Below are 15,616 nucleotides of genomic sequence, written 5' to 3'. Positions count from 1 at the left end.
ATGTACCTCCCCGGTCGACGATTTCCGGGGCATCCGTCCTCGGCCGCAGAGGAGGGACGGAGGAGGGCACGGGGGGCTGGGCACATGTGGGCTGGAGAATCACCGGAGACCGAGGTGCTGTGGGGCGAGCCCGTCGGCCTCGACCAGCTCGCCGCCGCCGAGCGCGGCTACGCGAGCTGCGACCCGGCCGAACAGCTCCTGTGGGAGCGGCTGTCCGTCTTCGAGGGCGCCTTCGGCCGGGACGCCGTCCGTGAGGTCTGCGCCTCCGGCACCCTGCCCGCCGGCGAGATCCAGGCCGTCCTCGACCGGCTGGCCCCGCTCGCGCTCCTGCCCGTCGACGACCTCTTCGACGGCGAGGACGGCCTGCCGCGCTACTGGATGCCGCACCCGATGCGGGCGGTCGGCGCCCGCCGGCTCACCGCCCGCGGCGACCGCTGGGCCGTCGTGCTGCACCACCGCCGGTGGTGCGTGAAGCTCGCGCGGCGGGCCGCCGAGTGGTGGCAGCGGGGCAGGCAGCTCGACGCACGGGACCTCGCGCTGCGGGAACTCCCCGATCTGGCCGCCGCGATGGACCCGACGACCGCGCCGCTGTCGCCGAGCGCCGAGGCCGACACCTCCGTCGAGATCGCGGTCTCCCTGTGGTTCCTGTGGGTGGCCTGCGGGCGGACCGCCGAGGGCCGCACCCGGCTGCGGCACGCCCTCAGCCTGCACTCGGGCCCGGCGCCCGCCCGCGGTCTGTGGCTCGCCGCCTTCCTGGAGCTGGAGTCGGGCCGGCCCGAGGACGCCGATCCGCTCCTGGCCCAGGCGTGGGCGGCGGCCGTACGCGACGGGGACGAGCGGTGCCTGGCGCTCCTCGCCCATCTGCGCGGCGCGACCGCCCTCCACCAGGGGCGCACGCGCGCGGCGGCGGCCGAGTTCCGCGACGCGCTGGCCCTGACGGAGGAGCACCCGGAGTTCGGGCCGACCCGGCGGGCCTGCTGGGTGGGCCTGGCGCTCGCCCTGTGCCGTACCGACCCGGAGGCCGCGCAGGAGGCGCTCGACCAGAGCGATCTGGACCGGGAGAGCCGGCGGGCCTGGGCGGGCCGCGATCTGTTCGCCGACGCCTGGGCGTTCCAGGTGCAGGCCGAACTGGCCGCCTGGGAGGGGGAGCAGGAGCGCGGCGCGGAGTACGCCCGGCGGGCCCTGCGGGAGCACCTGCGGCTCGGCTCCTCGGTGGGCGCGGCCTGCGCGGCGGAAATCCTCGCGCAGCTGCGGGCGATGAGCGGCCGCCGTACCGCGGCAGCCCATCTCCTCGGCGCGGTGGACCTGCTGCGCGCCTCGGTCTTCGACTCCGCGTACCGGCCGGCGGAGCACTGTGCGGCGACCCGCCGGCGGGGCGAGCCGTCCCTCCGGTCCCTGCTGGACGATCCGGAGCTGAGGAGCGCGTACGAAGAGGGCGCGCGACGCGGTCTGTTCGGGCTGGCGGGCGAGGCGTGACGCCCCTGCCCGTCCCGGCCGGCGGGACACCGGGCGTCGTCGCCGAGCATGTCTACGATGTCGGGATGTTCGCCTTCGTCCCGGCCGCCGTCTTCCTGCTGCTCTTCGGGGTCGGCGTGCTGCGCGACCGCCGCCGCTTCGGCAACGCCGTGTACCTCGGCCTCGCCGTCACCTCCTTCGGCATCGGGCTCCTGGCGGGGATCGACGACGCCCCGCCCGGCGTCGCCGAGACCGTGATGATCGTCCTGCTCCTCGCGCTCGGCATCGGTCCGGTGGTCCTGGCCGGGCTGCTCTGCGCGAACGGCGTGAAGATGGTCCGCAGGGAGGGCCGGAGCCCCGCCAACCTGCTCACGCTCCTCGCCGGCCTCGGCATGTTCGCCGTGATGGGCCTCGCGATCGCGGCGGCCCTCACCCGCTCACCGGTCCTCGGCGTCCTCGTGGGCACCACCCTGCTCGTGCTGGCCTACGTCTCGTTCCTCTTCCTCTGCTTCGTGGGCTACGCCTACCTCTACGGCCGGATGCGGCTCCGCCCCGACGCCGACTACGTCGTGGTCCTCGGCTCCGGACTGATCGGCGGCCGGAGCGTGCCGCCGCTCCTGGCGAGCCGCCTGGAGCGGGGCAGGGAGGTGTACGAGACGCTGGCCGCCCGCGGCGGGGACACGCCCGTCCTCATCGCCTCGGGCGGGCAGGGCCCCGACGAGGAGCTGCCCGAGTCCCACGCGATGGCCGACTACCTGGTCGAGCGCGGCTTCCCGGCCGGGGCGGTCGTGCGCGAGGACCGCTCGCGGACGACCGAGGAGAACATGCTCTTCAGCAAGGAGCTGATGGAGCGGGACCGGCCGGGCTCCTCGTGCGTGATCGTCACCAACAACTTCCACGCCTTCCGGGCCGCCCTGTCGGCCCGCCGGGCCGGTGTCGACGGCCAGGTCGTCGGCTCGCCGACCGCCGCCTACTTCTGGCCGTCGGCCACCCTCCGCGAGTTCGTCGCGGTCTTCCTCCAGTACAAGGTGGTGAACATCGGGATCTGCCTGACGCTGGTCCTGTTCGGGATCCTGGCGTGGGCGGTGCGCTGAGAGCGGCCCGTCCGGTTCATCGGGGTCTCCTCACGGGGTCACGATCGGGAAGCGGGGCTCGGACCTCGTCACGTACGAGAAGAGGCGGCCGAGCAGCGCCGGATCGCCCTCCACGCCGACCCCGAGCTCCTGGAGGTCCCGCCCGGCCAGGAGGCCGAGCAGCTGGACCTTGCCCAGGGTCAGGGCGAGCCCCGCGGGCGTCCGGGGCTCGGCGACCACCCGGTGGGTGAGGGCGCCGTTGTGCAGGGTCAGGCGCCGCCGCTCACCCGCGCCGGTGGGGCCGTCCGTCAGGACCAGGTCGATCGTCAGGTCGTCGTCCCAGGCGCGCGGGCCGTCGATCGAGATGGCGACCGAGTCGAGCAGCATGGGGACGGTGAGGGCCATCGCCATCTCGGGGTTGGTCGTGTCGACCATCTCGCCCGTGACGCCCTCGCGGAGCTCCTGGGCGCCGCGCAGGTAGAAGTTCCGCCAGGTCGCGTTCTCGGCGCCGTACCCGAGGCGCTCGTACACCCCGGCCAGCGCCGCCTTCGCCTCCTCGTCGCCCGGGTCGGCGAAGACCACGTGGTCGAGGAGGGTCGCGGCGAAGCGCAGATCGCCGTCCTCGAGGTACCTCCGTGCCTTGGCCAGGGCCTCGGCGGCGCCGCCGGCCACCTCCACGTACCGCCGGGCGAGTTCCACCGGCGGGTGCTCCCACAGGTGGGCGGGGTTCCCGTCGTACCAGCCGAGGTAGCGCTGGTAGATCGCCTTCGTGTTGTGGCTGAGCGAGCCGTAGTAGCCGCGGCCGTGCCAGGCCCTCGCCAGCGCCGGCGGCAGCTCGATCAGCTCGGCGATCTCGACGCCGGTGTGCCCCTCGTTCAGCAGGCGGAGCGTCTGGTCGTGCAGGTACGCGTAGAGGTCGCGCTGCCCGGCGAGGAACTCCACCACCGCGTCGTGGCCCCAGGTGGGCCAGTGGTGCGAGGCGAAGGCGACGTCGTAGCGCCCGTGGAAGAACTCGATCGCCTCGTCCAGGTAGTGGGCCCAGATCCGGGCGTCGCGGACGACCGCGCCGCGCAGGGTCAGCACGTTGTGCAGGGTGTGCGTGGCGTTCTCCGCCAGGCACAGCGCGCGGTGGTCGGGGAAGAGGAAGTTCATCTCGGCCGGCGCCTCGGTGCCCGGCGTCAGCTGGAAGACGATCCGCACGCCGTCGACCGTCTCCTCCTGCCCGGTCTCCGTGATGTCCACCGTCGGCGGGATCAGGCTGATCGTGCCGGTCGAGGTGGCCTGGCCGAGGCCGACGCCGATCTGGCCGGCCGGCGACTTCGGCAGTCCGACGCCGTACATGTAGCTCGCCCGCCGGGTCATCGCGGTGCCCGCGTACACGTTCTCGCTGACCGCGTGCTCCAGGAACCCGGCGGGCGCCAGGATCGGCACGCCCTCCTCGGCGCCGTGCGGCAGGACGCCCCGGACCCCGCCGAAGTGGTCGCCGTGCGAGTGCGTGTAGATCACCGCGGTGACCGGCCGGGCGCCGCGGTGCTCCCGGTAGAGCGCGAGGGCGGCCTCCGCCGTCTCCACGGAGATCAGCGGGTCGATCACCACGACCCCCCGCTCGCCCTCGACGAGCGTCATGTTCGAGAGGTCGAGCCCCCGGACCTGGTAGATGCCCTCGGTGACCTCGTACAGCCCCTGGCGGGCGTTCAGCCGGCCCTGGCGCCACAGGCTCGGGTGCGCGGTGTCGGGGCACTCCGCGTCGAGGAAGGCGTAGCCGTCGTTGTCCCAGACCACGCTGCCGTCGCCGGCCGTCACCACACCGGGGACGAGGGCGCCGAGGAAGCCCCGGTCCGCGTTCTCGAAGTCGGTCTCGTCCTCGAAGGAGGGCAGGGATTCGCTCATCTGCGGGAGCTCCGTTCCGCGCGGGCGCCGGTCGGCGTACCGGTCCATCTGACCACCGGCGCCCCTCGGCCGCACGCGGAGCCCGGGGAGCGCGGCGGGGCCCGGCGGCGGGCGGCGGACCGCACGCGGTCTGCTTACTCTGGAGGTACGCGTCCCACTCCGGCGGCACGGAGGTGGCCCATGAGGGCACGCCACCACTTCCACATCGACTATCTCGGGCACTCGGTCTCCGCGACCGTCCAGACCGGTCACAGCCCCGTCGTCGAGGTCCTCGTCGACGGCAAGGAGACCGGCCACGCCCAGGCCGACCACGACCGGCCCGTCACCATCCCGGTCGAGCTGCCCACCGACCCGCCGACCGCCGTGTCGATCCGCGCGACACCGGGCCCCGGCGTCCCCCGCTGCCTGCTGCTCGTCGGGACGGACGGCGAAGGACAGGTGATGGCGCCCCGGCTGTACTGAGGGCGCCTGCCGCACCGAGCGCGCCGACCGCACCGAGCGCGCCGCCCGCACCGCGGGCGACGGCCGCACCGCGGGACGCCCCGGCCCCCCCCCGTGACCGGCCCGGCTCAGGAGAGCCAGGCCATGCCGATGATCAGGAAGACCACGAAGGCGATGGCCCCGGCGACCGCCGCCGTCTTGCGCGGTCTGCGTCTGGACAGCTCCGCGAGCCCGCTCCCCGTGCCGGACCGCTCGCGCCGCCGCGACGCGGGCGCGGGGACGCGCGCGGCGACGGGACCGGTCGAGGGCCGGGACGACCCCGCGCGCCGGGACCCGGTGCCCGCCATCGGGCCGGTGCCCGGCACCGGCATCGGCGCGGCACTCGGCAGGGGCGCCGACCCGTGCGTCGGCGCGGGCCCCGCGGCGACCGCGGGGCCACCGCCGTGGTGCCGGGAGTGCGGCGGGCGGGCCTGGACCCGGGCGGGCCGCGGGGACGAGCGCCAGGCACCCGAGGAGAACCAGTCGGCGATCGCCTGCGCCGACGGCCGCTGCTCCGGCTGCTTGGCCAGCAGGCTCAGCAGGTACGACTCGAACTCGGGGGGCAGCGCCACCCCCAGACGGGTCGGCGGCACCGGCGGGGTGTCGATGTGCTGGTACAGCAGGGCCGTTGCCGTGTCCGCCCGGAACGGCGTCCGGCCGGTGAGCAGTTGGTAGAGCACGCAGCCCAGCGAGTACACGTCGGACGCGGGCGACGCGGGCTGTCCCAGCGCCCGCTCGGGCGCCAGGTAGAGCCCCGTGCCCACGATCTGACCCGTCGTCGTGAGCGCCGCCGACGGGTCGTCGACGAAGCGCGCGATGCCGAAGTCGGCCAGCTTCACCGTGCCCTCGGCGTCGACCAGCAGGTTCCCCGGCTTGATGTCCCGGTGCACCACGCCCTGCCGGTGCGCGGCCGCGAGGCCGGCGGCGGCGTGCGCGGCGACCACCGCGACCCGCTCGGCCGGCAGCGCCGACGTGTCGGAGGGGCTCCCCGCCAGGCTGTCCCCCTCGACCAACTCCATGACGAGGAACAGTTTTCCGTCCCACGTGCCGAAGTCGAAGACGCCCACCACGTGCGGATGGCTCAGCCGGGCGGCGGTCTGCGCCTCCAGCCGGAACCGGTCGGCGGCGGAGGGGTCGGTCCCCTGCGCCAGCATCAGCTTCACGGCCACGGCCCGGCCCAGCACCTCGTCGGTCGCCTGCCACACCTCGCCCATGCCGCCCCGGCCGATACACACGTGAAGCCGATATCGGTCCGCGACCAGCACCTGGAGCCCACCCTTTCGACAATCGATCAATTCGACGGAAGGGAACCAGCGTAGAGCCGCCCGCCGCCCGCTCTCGCCGCGCTCCCCTCCCCGGGGCCCGGACCCCGTGACGAACGGCCCGCTTCACGGTGCACACCGGGTGAACGGCGGGTGGTGCCGGGCGGCTAGCATCGCGCCCCTGAGTGTTCGGCTGTGTGGGACGGAGTGGGTCGTGGCGCGACCGCGTACGGGTGTGGCGGTACTGACGATGGGCACGCGCCCCGCCGAGCTGCGGGCGCTGCTCGACGCCGTGGCCGGGCAGGACGAGCCCGCTGCCCGCGTCGTCGTGGTCGGCAACGGCACCGGCTCCCTGCCGGAGCTCCCCGAGGGCGTGACCGGGGTGGAACTCCCCGAGAACCGGGGCGTGTCGGGCGGCCGGAACGTGGCGATCGAGACGCTGCGGGCCTTCGGCGACGTGGACGTGGTGGTCGACCTCGACGACGACGGCCTCCTCGTCGACACCGACGTCCTCAGCCGCCTCGCCGACCTGTACGAGGCCGACCCCGACCTGGGCGTCGTCTCCTTCCGCATCGCCGACGAGACCGGCGAGACGCAGCGCCGGCACGTCCCCCGCCTCGGCGCGAAGGACCCGATGCGCGGCGGCGAGGTGACGACCTTCCTCGGCGGCGGCCACGGCCTGTCGATGCGGATGCTCGACGGCATCGGCGGCTGGCCCGAGGACTTCTTCTTCACCCACGAGGAGACCGACCTCGCCTGGCGCGCCCTCGACGCGGGCTGGAAGGTCGTCTACGCCCCCGAGCTCCTGCTCCAGCACCCCAGGACCAGCCCGGCCCGGCACGCCGTCTACCACCGGATGACCGCCCGCAACCGCGTCTGGCTCGCCAAGCGCAACCTCCCGGCGCTCCTCGTCCCCGTCTACCTCGGCGTCTGGACCCTGCTCACGCTGGCCCGCACCCGCTCCCTGCCCGGCCTCGCGGCCTGGTTCGGCGGCTTCGCCGAGGGAGTCCGCCGCCCCTGCGGGCCCCGCCGCCCCATGCGCTGGAGCACCGTCCGCCGCATGACCCGCCTCGGCCGCCCCCCGATCATCTAGCCCGGGTCCCCTCGGGGGTGGGCTTCCCGTGAAGCCCCCCGAGGCCCACGCAAACAGGTGAGGCCGGTACTGGAATCAGTACCGGCCTCACCTGGTGTTACGGCTGTCGGGGTGGCGGGATTTGAACCCACGACCTCTTCGTCCCGAACGAAGCGCGCTGCCAAGCTGCGCTACACCCCGATGTCGCTGCTCTGTTCTTCACGTCGCGGCGACATCGATTACTTTAGCCCACGCGCGCGCTCAGGCGAAATCCGGTATTCGGGGGACGGCGGCGCAGGTCGGATGCGGTCCAGGCCGACGATGGCGAGGCCGAGCAGGAAGAAGGCCGTGCCGAGGACGAGGACGTTGACGAGGACGCCGGCGTAGCCGTGGACGGCGACGTCGACGAAGGGGTAGGGGTAGCGGGCGGGGGCCCCGGGGGAGAGCAGCGCGCCGCGGACCAGGGCGAAGGCGAGGTAGAGCGCGGGGACCGCGAGCCACTGGGCGGCGTGCCGCCACCGGAGGGCGCCGGGCGCGGTGAGCAGGAGGAAGTCCAGGGCCGTGCCGAGCGGGGTCACGGTGTGGAGGAGCTGGTTGGCGACGGCCCGCGCGCCGGTGAGGCGGGCGATCTCGGCGGCCTGGTCGAAGGAGCTCGCCGGGTTGTCGAGCACGAGGTGGAAGACGAGGCCGACCACCGTGATGCAGAGCAGGACCCCGCCGGTCCACAGCGCGGGCAGCGGCGGGCGGCGGGTCCAGGCCCGGACGGCGCCCCAGCTCAGGGCCAGGGCGACCAGCATGTTGGTCCAGACGGTGAAGAAGCTCAGGACGACGAGCACGTCGCCGACGACGCACTCGATGACCACGCCCGTCGCGGCGGCGAGGGCGATCAGCCCCCGGAAGGCCGCGGCGTACGGCCGGCGCGGGGCGGGGGGGCAGGACGGCGGAGGCCGGCACGGCCGCGGGGCGGGGCGTGAGCATGGCCCCACCGTAGGCGGTCAGGCGCGCGCGGTCAGGGTGAGCAGGGTGACCTCGGGCGGGCAGGCGAAGCGGACCGGAGTGAACCGGTTGGTGCCGCATCCGGCGGAGACGTGGAGGTAGGAGGTGCGGTCGGCGACCGTGTGGGTGGAGAGCCCCTTCACCCGGTCCGTGTCGAGGTCGCAGTTGGTGACGAGCGCCCCGTAGAAGGGGATGCAGAGCTGCCCGCCGTGGGTGTGTCCGGCGAGGATCAGCTCGTACCCGTCGGCCGTGAAGGCGTCGAGCGAGCGCAGGTACGGGGCGTGGACCACGCCCACCGAGAAGTCGGCCGAGGTGTCGGGGCCGCCGGCCACCCGCTCGTAGCGGTCGCGCTTGATGTGCGGGTCGTCGAGGCCGGTGAAGGCGAGCTCGACGCCGGGGAGCTTCAGCCGGCCGCGGGTGTTGGTGAGGTTGACCCAGCCCGCGTCGTCGAAGGCGTCGCGCATGGGCTGCCACGGGTTGTGGACGGCGCCGACGACGGGCGCGTTGCCGTTGAGCCCGTGGCGGCCCTGGACCTTCTCCATGAGGTACAGGGCGGGGTTGCGCAGCCGGGGCCCGTAGTAGTCGTTGGAGCCGAAGACGTAGACGCCGGGGAACTCCATCAGCGGGCCGAGCGCGTCGAGGACATCCGGCACGGCCTCGGTGTCGGAGAGGTTGTCGCCGGTGTTGACGACGAAGTCGGGGCGGAGGCCCGCGAGCGACTGGAGCCAGGCCCGCTTCTTGTTCTGCCCGCGGACCATGTGGATGTCGGAGACCTGGAGGACCCGCAGGTCGCGCATGCCGGGTGGGAGGACCGGGACCGTCACACGGCGCAGCCGGAACGAGCGTGCCTCGATCCCGGCCGCGTAGACGATTCCGGCCGCGGCCGTCGCCGCGAGTCCGGCCGTGACCTTCAGGGGCATCCCGTACCGTGCGCGCATCCCCCCATCGTCGCAGACCCGCGCGGTGGAAATGCGCGGGCGGGTGGGGCGCCGCACCTGCCACACTTGTCCCCATGACCACGCTCAAGGAGAAGCTCAAGGCCGACCTCAACGCCGCGATCAGGGAGCGCGACGAACTGCGTTCCTCGACCCTGCGGCTGACCATCACCGCCATCACGAAGGAGGAGGTCGCGGGCAAGACGAAGCGCGAACTCTCCGACGACGAGGTGCAGAAGGTGATCGCCAAGGAGGCGAAGAAGCGCCGTGAGGCCGCGGACGCCTTCGCGCAGGGCGGCCGCCCCGAGTCCGCCGAGCGGGAGCGGGCGGAAGGCGTCCTCCTGGACGCGTACCTGCCCAGCCAGCTCAGCGACGAGGAGCTCGACGGCATCGTCGCCGAGGCCGTCGAGGAGGCGCGTGCGGCGGGTGCCGAGGGGCCGCGGGCCATGGGCGCCGTCATGAAGATCGTGAACCCGAAGGTGGCCGGCCAGGCCGACGGCGGCCGTGTCGCCGCCTCCGTGAAGAAGCTGCTCGCGGGCTGATCCGCGATGCGCCGGCGTCCGCCGGCCGCCGACCCGAGAACGCGTGAGGGCGCCCCACCAGGTGGGGCGCCCTCACGCGTGTCGGTGTGTCAGTGGGTTCCGCGGCCCGCGCCGCGTCCCTGACCCAGCATCTCCGGCGGGATCGTGATGCCGGGGAACGGGTTGGCCGGGTCGCCGTCGCCCGGCTTGCCGTCGCGGGGCTTGCGCGGCTTGTTCGGGCCCTCGTCGCCCTTCTCCGGGTCCTTCGGCGCCTGGGCGCGCGGGACGGCGACGGGGGTGAAGCCCGGCGTCTCGCCGGCGTTCAGGGCGCCGGTCATCGCGATCTTCCAGATCGGGCCGGGGAGGCAGCCGCCGCAGACCTTGTCGTAGTACTCGCCGCCGATGGTGATGCGGTACATCGACTGCTTCTCGCCGACGTCGTCACCGACCCAGACGGCGGTGGACAGGTTCGGCGTGTAGCCGACGAACCAGGCGTCCTTGCGGTCGTTGGTCGTACCGGTCTTGCCCGCGTTGTCGCGGTCGCTGAGGCCGGCCTTCGTACCGGTGCCGTCCTCGACGACGCCCTTCAGCATCTGGTTGATCGTGTCGGCGGTCCGGTCGCTCATGGCGCGCGAGCACTTGGTCTGCGGCACGTTCAGCTTGTCGCCGTTGGCGGCCTTGATCGACTCGATGGCGACCGGGGTGCAGTACATGCCCCGGTTGGCGAAGGTCGCGTAGACGGCCGCCATGTCGAGCGGGGTGCTCTCGATGCTGCCGAGGGTGATGGAGGGGCTCTGCTTGACCGGCTTGCCCAGCTCGCGCTCGTAGCCGACGTTCTTCGCCATGGTCAGCGTCTCGCAGAGGCCGGCCATCTGCTCCAGCTTGGCGAAGTAGGTGTTGATGGACTTGCCGAGCGCGCTGGTCATGTCGTACATGCCCTTCTCCGACTCGACCTCGTTGTTCACCTCCCAGTTCGCGTACCCCGCGGGCTTGCCGTCGCAGCGGGTGAAGTCGCTCTCCGAGAGGTTGATCTGCGCGGGCGTGTCGAAGCTCTGCGCCGGGCTCAGGCCCTTCTCCAGCGCCGCCGCTGCGGTGATCGGCTTGAAGGTCGAGCCGACCTGGAAGCCGTACGTCGTGCCGCCCATCTTGCTGCCGACGGCGAGGTTGAGCGTGGTCTGGTGCTGCTTCTGGTCCAGGCCGTACGGGCGGGACTGGCCCATCGACAGGATGCGGCCGGTCTTGGGCTGCACCTGCACCACCGAGGCGGCGACCGGGTCGTCCTTGTTGATCTTCGCGATGGCGGCCTCGTTGGCGGCGGCCTGGGCGCGCGGGTCGAGCGTGGTCCTGATGGTGAGACCACCCAGGTTCCACAGCTTCTGCCGCTCCTCGGTCGTCTTGCCGAAGACCGGGTCGGTGAGGATCGTCTTGCGGACGTAGTCGCAGAAGAAGCCGGCGCCGCTGACGGCGGTGATGCAGCCGTTCTTCGGCGTCTTCACCTTCAGCTTGAGCGGAGCGGCCTTCGCCTCGTCCGCCTCGGCCTGGCTGATGTCCTTCACGTCGGCCATCCGCTGGAGGACCACGTTGCGGCGCTTGGTGGCTTCCTGGATGTCGTTGATCGGGTCGTAGCGGCTCGGCGACTGGACGAGTCCGGCCATCATCGCCGCCTCGCCCAGGCTCAGCTTGGCGGCCGGCTTGGAGAAGTACCGCTGGGAGGCGGCCTCGATGCCGTACGCCTGCTGCCCGAAGAACGTGATGTTGAGGTAGTTCTCCAGGATCTTCTTCTTGCCCAGCTCCTCCTCGACCTGGATCGCGAACTTCAGCTCGCGGACCTTGCGGCCGATGGTCTGCTGGGTGGCCTGGGCGACCTTCTCGGGGTCGTCACCGGCCTCCTCGACGAAGACGTTCTTCACGTACTGCTGCGTGAGGGTGGACGCGCCCTGCGCGACACCGCCCGACTGCGCGTTGCGGTTGATCGCGCGCAGCACGCCCTTGAGGTCGATCGCCCCGTGCTCGTAGAAGCGGCCGTCCTCGATCGCGACGATCGCCTTCTGCATGTACGGGGAGATCTTGTCCAGCGGCACGACCTTCCGGTCCCGGGAGTACACCGTGGCGATGACTCCGCCGTCGGCGTCGAGGATCGTGGTGCGCTGACTCAGCGGCGGGGTCTTCAGGTTGGACGGGATCTCGTCGAACCCCTCGACCGTGCCCTTCGCGGCGAGTCCGAGTGCCCCGGCCGCGGGCAGGGCGATGCCCGCCAGCACGGCTCCGGAGAGCACACTGACACCGAGGAACTTGGCGGCCTGCTGGGTCCCGGTCAGACCACCGCCCGAGCGCTTCTTTGCCATGGGGGCAGCCTAATCCGTCGTGATGAGCGTTCCGCAGGAGCGGGGGCCTCTCGGAGCGTTCGAGTACCAGACCGTGACATCCGAACGGGGCGGGGCCCGGAGGCCACAGGCGGATCGGCGCGCGATCACGGTGCTCGACGAGGCGGCGCCGCCGCGCCGCGAGCGGGCGTCCCGGGCCCCGGGCTCGGTGGCACGGCGGTGTCCGGCGCCTACGTTCTCATTCGCCGGACACGCGTATATGCCTTGGCCTAAGCTGCTCACAACTGTCACAGCAGTGGGGTTTCGCATCAAGACCCCTGCGTGACATCGGTATGAATTCCCGTGACCCCGAAACACGGGAAGCTCGTGTCCGATTCAGGCTCATGCGTCACACGGTGCCCGAAGTGGCCCCGTCGAGGAAGGGCGTATCTGCGCGATATGTCCTCTATGACACGCATGTCCTTCGATCACTCCCCTGGGTGATCTGACGCGCACGCATAGTCCGTTCGGGCCATCCAAGATTGGGCCCGAAGGGGGTGTTGCGCTGTCCCCGCCTTCCGTAACGTCCCAACTGGCAGCGGTGAATATGCCGCTGTCGCCGTGGGGGAGCCTCGATTCGGGAGAGGACGGCGCCGGTATGGGCTGGGTAGCTGACTGGAGTGCGCAGGCGGCCTGCCGCACTACCGATCCGGATGAACTATTCGTGCAGGGAGCGGCGCAGAACAGGGCCAAAGCGGTGTGCACCGGATGCCCGGTGCGGACCGAGTGCCTCGCCGACGCCCTCGACAACCGCGTGGAGTTCGGCGTGTGGGGCGGCATGACGGAGCGCGAGCGCCGTGCCCTGCTGCGCAGGAGGCCGACCGTCACCTCGTGGCGCCGGCTCCTGGAGACCGCGCGGACGGAGTACGAGCGTGGCGCGGGCCTGCTGCCCGTCGCGATGGAGGACGACGCGACGTACGAGGCGTACGCGGCGGTCGGCTAGACCCCGGCCCGTACGCGACAGCGGTACGGAGGCGGGGACACCGCTCAGGCCGAGGGCATCCGCCCGGCCGTGAGCCGGTCACCGATGGCCCGCAGCCCGGCGAGGTCGTGCACATCGCCGGGCAGGGCCGCCACTTCGGCCACCGCCACCTCGGGGTGGAGCGCGGTGAAGCGGTCGCGCGTGCGCTGCTCGCGCGCGAGCACCCGCATGCGCTCGGCATGCAGGCGCAGCAGTCCCGCGGTGAGCCGGCGTACGTCGGTCTCCGCGTCCCCGTCCGGGCGCGTCTCCACGACCGGCCGTGCTTCCACGGCCGACCGTGTGTCGGCTTCCGACGGTGCGTCCAGGGGTGCGTCTTCGTCGTCGTGCTGTGCGGCCGGTTCGGCTGTGGGGGCAGCCTCGGATACGGGCGTTGCGGCGGCGGTGGCGAGATCGGACGGCTCGGGCTCGGTGGCCGGGGAGCCACGCAGTTCAGCTTTCCCGCCCCCCTGATCCACAATGCGCCGCTCGTCAAGATTTTCCGCGGCGGCCCGCGCCCGCTCGGCCGACAGCCGGGCGGCCCCGCTGCCGTGGACGCGGTTGAGGACGAGGCCCGCCAGCGGCATGTCCTCGGCCGCCAGCCGCTCCACGAAGTACGCCGCCTCGCGCAGCGCGTCCCGCTCCGGCGTGGCGACCACGAGGAAGGCCGTGCCCGGCGCCTGGAGCAGCTTGTACGTGGCGTCCGCGCGGGTCCGGAACCCGCCGAACATCGTGTCCATCGCCGCCACGAACGTCTGCACGTCCTTGAGGAACTGACCCCCCAGCAGCTTCCCGAGGGTGCCCGTCATCATCGACATGCCGACGTTGAGGAACTTCATCCCGGCCCGGCCGCCCACCTTCGCCGGGGCCATGAGCAGCTTGATGAACTTCCCGTCCAGGAAGGACCCGAGCCGCTTCGGCGCGTCCAGGAAGTCCAGGGCGGACCGGGACGGCGGGGTGTCGACGACGATCAGGTCCCACTCGTCGCGGGCCCGCAGCTGGCCCAGCTTCTCCATCGCCATGTACTCCTGCGTACCGGCGAACCCGGCCGACAGGGACTGGTAGAAGGGGTTCTCCAGGATCGCCCGCGCCCGGTCGGGGTCGGCGTGGGCCTCGACGATCTCGTCGAAGGTCCGCTTCATGTCGAGCATCATCGCGTGCAGGCGGCCGCCGTCGGAGCCCTTGATCCCGTCGACCTCGCGGGGCGTGTTGTCGAGGGAGTCGATGCCCATCGACTGCGCCAGGCGCCGGGCCGGGTCGATGGTGAGGACGACGACCCGCCGGCCCCGCTCCGCAGCCCGGACGCCCAGGGCCGCCGCCGTGGTCGTCTTGCCGACACCGCCCGCGCCGCAGCAGACGATGATGCGGGTGCCCGGGTCGTCGATCAGCGGGTCGAGCTCCAGGACGGGGACGGAGTCGAGCCCCTGGGCGGCGGTGGCCGGGTCGGGCCCCGTCGCGGCGGACGCGGTGTCGAGACCGCCGGCAGCCTGCTCCGTCACGCGCCCACTCCTTGCTTCCGCAGTTCCTTCGCCAGCCGGTACAGCCCCGCGATGTCCGCCCCGTCGCCGAGGAAGGGGAGCTCGTACGCGGGGACGCCGATGCCGTCGAGGACGGCGCGCTGCTCCCGCTCCAGCTCCACCCGGCGGGCGTGCTCGACCGCCTCGTCGAGCAGCGGGTCGACCAGCCGCGTGCCGCCGGCCACGCCGACGGAGGCCAGGGTGCGCGCGATCGCCTCCCGGTGGTCGCCGGAGGCTGCCCGTACCGCCGCGCCGTCCAGGACGTGCGGACGGATCATGTTCACCACGACCCGGCCCACCGGGAGTTCGGCGGCGCGCAGCTCCGCCACGCCGTCCGCGGTCTCCTGGACCGGCATCTCCTCCAGGAGCGTCACCAGGTGGACCGCCGTCTCGGGCGACTTGAGGACCCGCATGACGGCCTGCGCCTGGTTGTGTATCGGGCCGATCCTCGCCAGCCCGGCTACCTCGTCGTTGACGTTGAGGAAGCGGGTGATGCGGCCGGTGGGCGGGGCGTCCATGACCACGTGGTCATAGGTGTGGCCGCCGTGCTTCTCGCGCCGCCGGACCGCCTCGCACGCCTTGCCGGTCAGCAGGACGTCCCGGACGCCCGGGGCTATTGTCGTCGCGAAGTCGATCGCGCCGAGTTTCTTCAGCGCCCGCCCCGCGCTGCCCAGTTTGTAGAACATCTGGAGGTAGTCGAGGAGCGCGCGCTCGGCGTCGATCGCCAGCGCGTACACCTCGCCGCCGCCCGGCGCGACGGCGATCTTGCGCTCCTCGTACGGAAGGGCCTCCGTCTCGAAGAGCTGTGCGATGCCCTGCCTGCCTTCGACCTCGACGAGGAGGGTCCGCTTCCCCTCCGTCGCGAGGGCGAGCGCGAGGGCGGCGGCCACCGTCGTCTTACCGGTACCGCCCTTGCCGCTGACGACCTGGAGCCTGCTCACGCTGTCGAGCCTAACCACTGGCGGCCGTGCCCAATCAGCTGCCCGCCCCGGAGAAGTCCCCTAGGGCCTGTCGTCACAATCCCCTCGTTGCCCGAAGGGCGGCCCTGCGGCGTCTGGTGCGTGCTCTCGGTGTGCCGGGTGGAAGTGCTCGTA

General features: G+C 72.6%; 13 protein-coding genes and 1 tRNA gene. 6 read left to right on the top strand and 8 right to left on the bottom strand.

Annotated elements, in window-relative coordinates; all coding sequences use genetic code 11:
* Positions 1-84: 84 nt before the first annotated feature.
* Positions 85-1,476, top strand: coding sequence for a tetratricopeptide repeat protein (locus tag AB0424_RS06725; RefSeq protein ID WP_366302698.1), 1,392 nt, complete (start codon positions 85-87; stop codon positions 1,474-1,476).
* Positions 1,477-1,541: 65 nt separating this feature from the next.
* Positions 1,542-2,549: a YdcF family protein gene (locus AB0424_RS06720; RefSeq protein WP_366302697.1), complete on the top strand. Its 1,008-nt coding sequence runs from the start codon at positions 1,542-1,544 to the stop codon at positions 2,547-2,549.
* Positions 2,550-2,579: 30 nt separating this feature from the next.
* Here the strand turns inward: AB0424_RS06720 and AB0424_RS06715 are convergent, their stop codons facing one another.
* Positions 2,580-4,418, bottom strand: a complete 1,839-nt coding sequence (locus AB0424_RS06715; protein WP_366302696.1) for an alkyl sulfatase dimerization domain-containing protein — start codon at positions 4,416-4,418, stop codon at positions 2,580-2,582.
* A gap of 180 nt (positions 4,419-4,598) precedes the next feature.
* Between AB0424_RS06715 and AB0424_RS06710 the strand changes: the two genes are divergently transcribed.
* Positions 4,599-4,880 (top strand): hypothetical protein, encoded by a 282-nt coding sequence (locus AB0424_RS06710; protein ID WP_366302695.1) that lies wholly within the window; start codon positions 4,599-4,601, stop codon positions 4,878-4,880.
* 107 nt (positions 4,881-4,987) lie between these two features.
* Here AB0424_RS06710 and AB0424_RS06705 read toward each other — a convergent pair whose 3' ends face one another.
* The gene (locus AB0424_RS06705) at positions 4,988-6,163 is read right to left on the bottom strand and encodes a protein kinase (RefSeq protein ID WP_366302694.1); all 1,176 of its coding nucleotides are present in this window, start codon (positions 6,161-6,163) and stop codon (positions 4,988-4,990) included.
* A 211-nt stretch (positions 6,164-6,374) separates the two neighbouring features.
* On the opposite strand from AB0424_RS06705, the gene AB0424_RS06700 reads away from it, so the two are divergent.
* Positions 6,375-7,253, top strand: coding sequence for a glycosyltransferase family 2 protein (locus AB0424_RS06700; protein WP_366302693.1), 879 nt, complete (start codon positions 6,375-6,377; stop codon positions 7,251-7,253).
* A gap of 106 nt (positions 7,254-7,359) precedes the next feature.
* On the opposite strand, the gene AB0424_RS06695 is transcribed toward AB0424_RS06700, so the two are convergent.
* From AB0424_RS06695 to AB0424_RS06685, 3 genes are all read right to left on the bottom strand, one after another.
* Positions 7,360-7,433 (bottom strand) — tRNA-Pro (locus AB0424_RS06695).
* A 38-nt stretch (positions 7,434-7,471) separates the two neighbouring features.
* Positions 7,472-8,095 carry a Pr6Pr family membrane protein gene (locus tag AB0424_RS06690; protein ID WP_366302692.1) on the bottom strand — a complete coding sequence of 208 codons (624 nt, stop codon included), beginning with the start codon at positions 8,093-8,095 and terminating at the stop codon, positions 7,472-7,474.
* 132 nt (positions 8,096-8,227) lie between these two features.
* Positions 8,228-9,166 carry a metallophosphoesterase gene (locus AB0424_RS06685; protein ID WP_366302691.1) on the bottom strand — a complete coding sequence of 313 codons (939 nt, stop codon included), beginning with the start codon at positions 9,164-9,166 and terminating at the stop codon, positions 8,228-8,230.
* Positions 9,167-9,240: 74 nt separating this feature from the next.
* Here AB0424_RS06685 and AB0424_RS06680 point away from each other — a divergent pair, with 74 nt between their 5' ends.
* The gene (locus AB0424_RS06680; RefSeq protein WP_366302690.1) at positions 9,241-9,705 is read left to right on the top strand and encodes a GatB/YqeY domain-containing protein; all 465 of its coding nucleotides are present in this window, start codon (positions 9,241-9,243) and stop codon (positions 9,703-9,705) included.
* Positions 9,706-9,794: 89 nt separating this feature from the next.
* Here AB0424_RS06680 and AB0424_RS06675 read toward each other — a convergent pair whose 3' ends face one another.
* The gene (locus AB0424_RS06675; protein WP_366302689.1) at positions 9,795-12,029 is read right to left on the bottom strand and encodes a transglycosylase domain-containing protein; all 2,235 of its coding nucleotides are present in this window, start codon (positions 12,027-12,029) and stop codon (positions 9,795-9,797) included.
* Positions 12,030-12,645: 616 nt separating this feature from the next.
* Between AB0424_RS06675 and AB0424_RS06670 the strand changes: the two genes are divergently transcribed.
* Positions 12,646-12,990, top strand: a complete 345-nt coding sequence (locus AB0424_RS06670) for a WhiB family transcriptional regulator (RefSeq protein ID WP_026058363.1) — start codon at positions 12,646-12,648, stop codon at positions 12,988-12,990.
* Positions 12,991-13,034: 44 nt separating this feature from the next.
* Here the strand turns inward: AB0424_RS06670 and AB0424_RS06665 are convergent, their stop codons facing one another.
* Both AB0424_RS06665 and AB0424_RS06660 read right to left on the bottom strand, forming a co-directional pair.
* Positions 13,035-14,408 carry an ArsA family ATPase gene (locus AB0424_RS06665; protein WP_366303357.1) on the bottom strand — a complete coding sequence of 458 codons (1,374 nt, stop codon included), beginning with the start codon at positions 14,406-14,408 and terminating at the stop codon, positions 13,035-13,037.
* A 92-nt stretch (positions 14,409-14,500) separates the two neighbouring features.
* Positions 14,501-15,463: an ArsA-related P-loop ATPase gene (locus AB0424_RS06660; protein ID WP_366302688.1), complete on the bottom strand. Its 963-nt coding sequence runs from the start codon at positions 15,461-15,463 to the stop codon at positions 14,501-14,503.
* Between the last annotated feature and the right edge of the window lie 153 nt (positions 15,464-15,616).

Origin of the sequence: Streptomyces sp. NPDC051180, assembly GCF_040689545.1 — a bacterium.
In the GTDB taxonomy this organism is placed as follows: domain Bacteria; phylum Actinomycetota; class Actinomycetes; order Streptomycetales; family Streptomycetaceae; genus Streptomyces.
The sequence above is the reverse complement of the archived record's forward strand: the minus strand, read 5'-3'. Positions and strand labels throughout refer to the sequence as shown.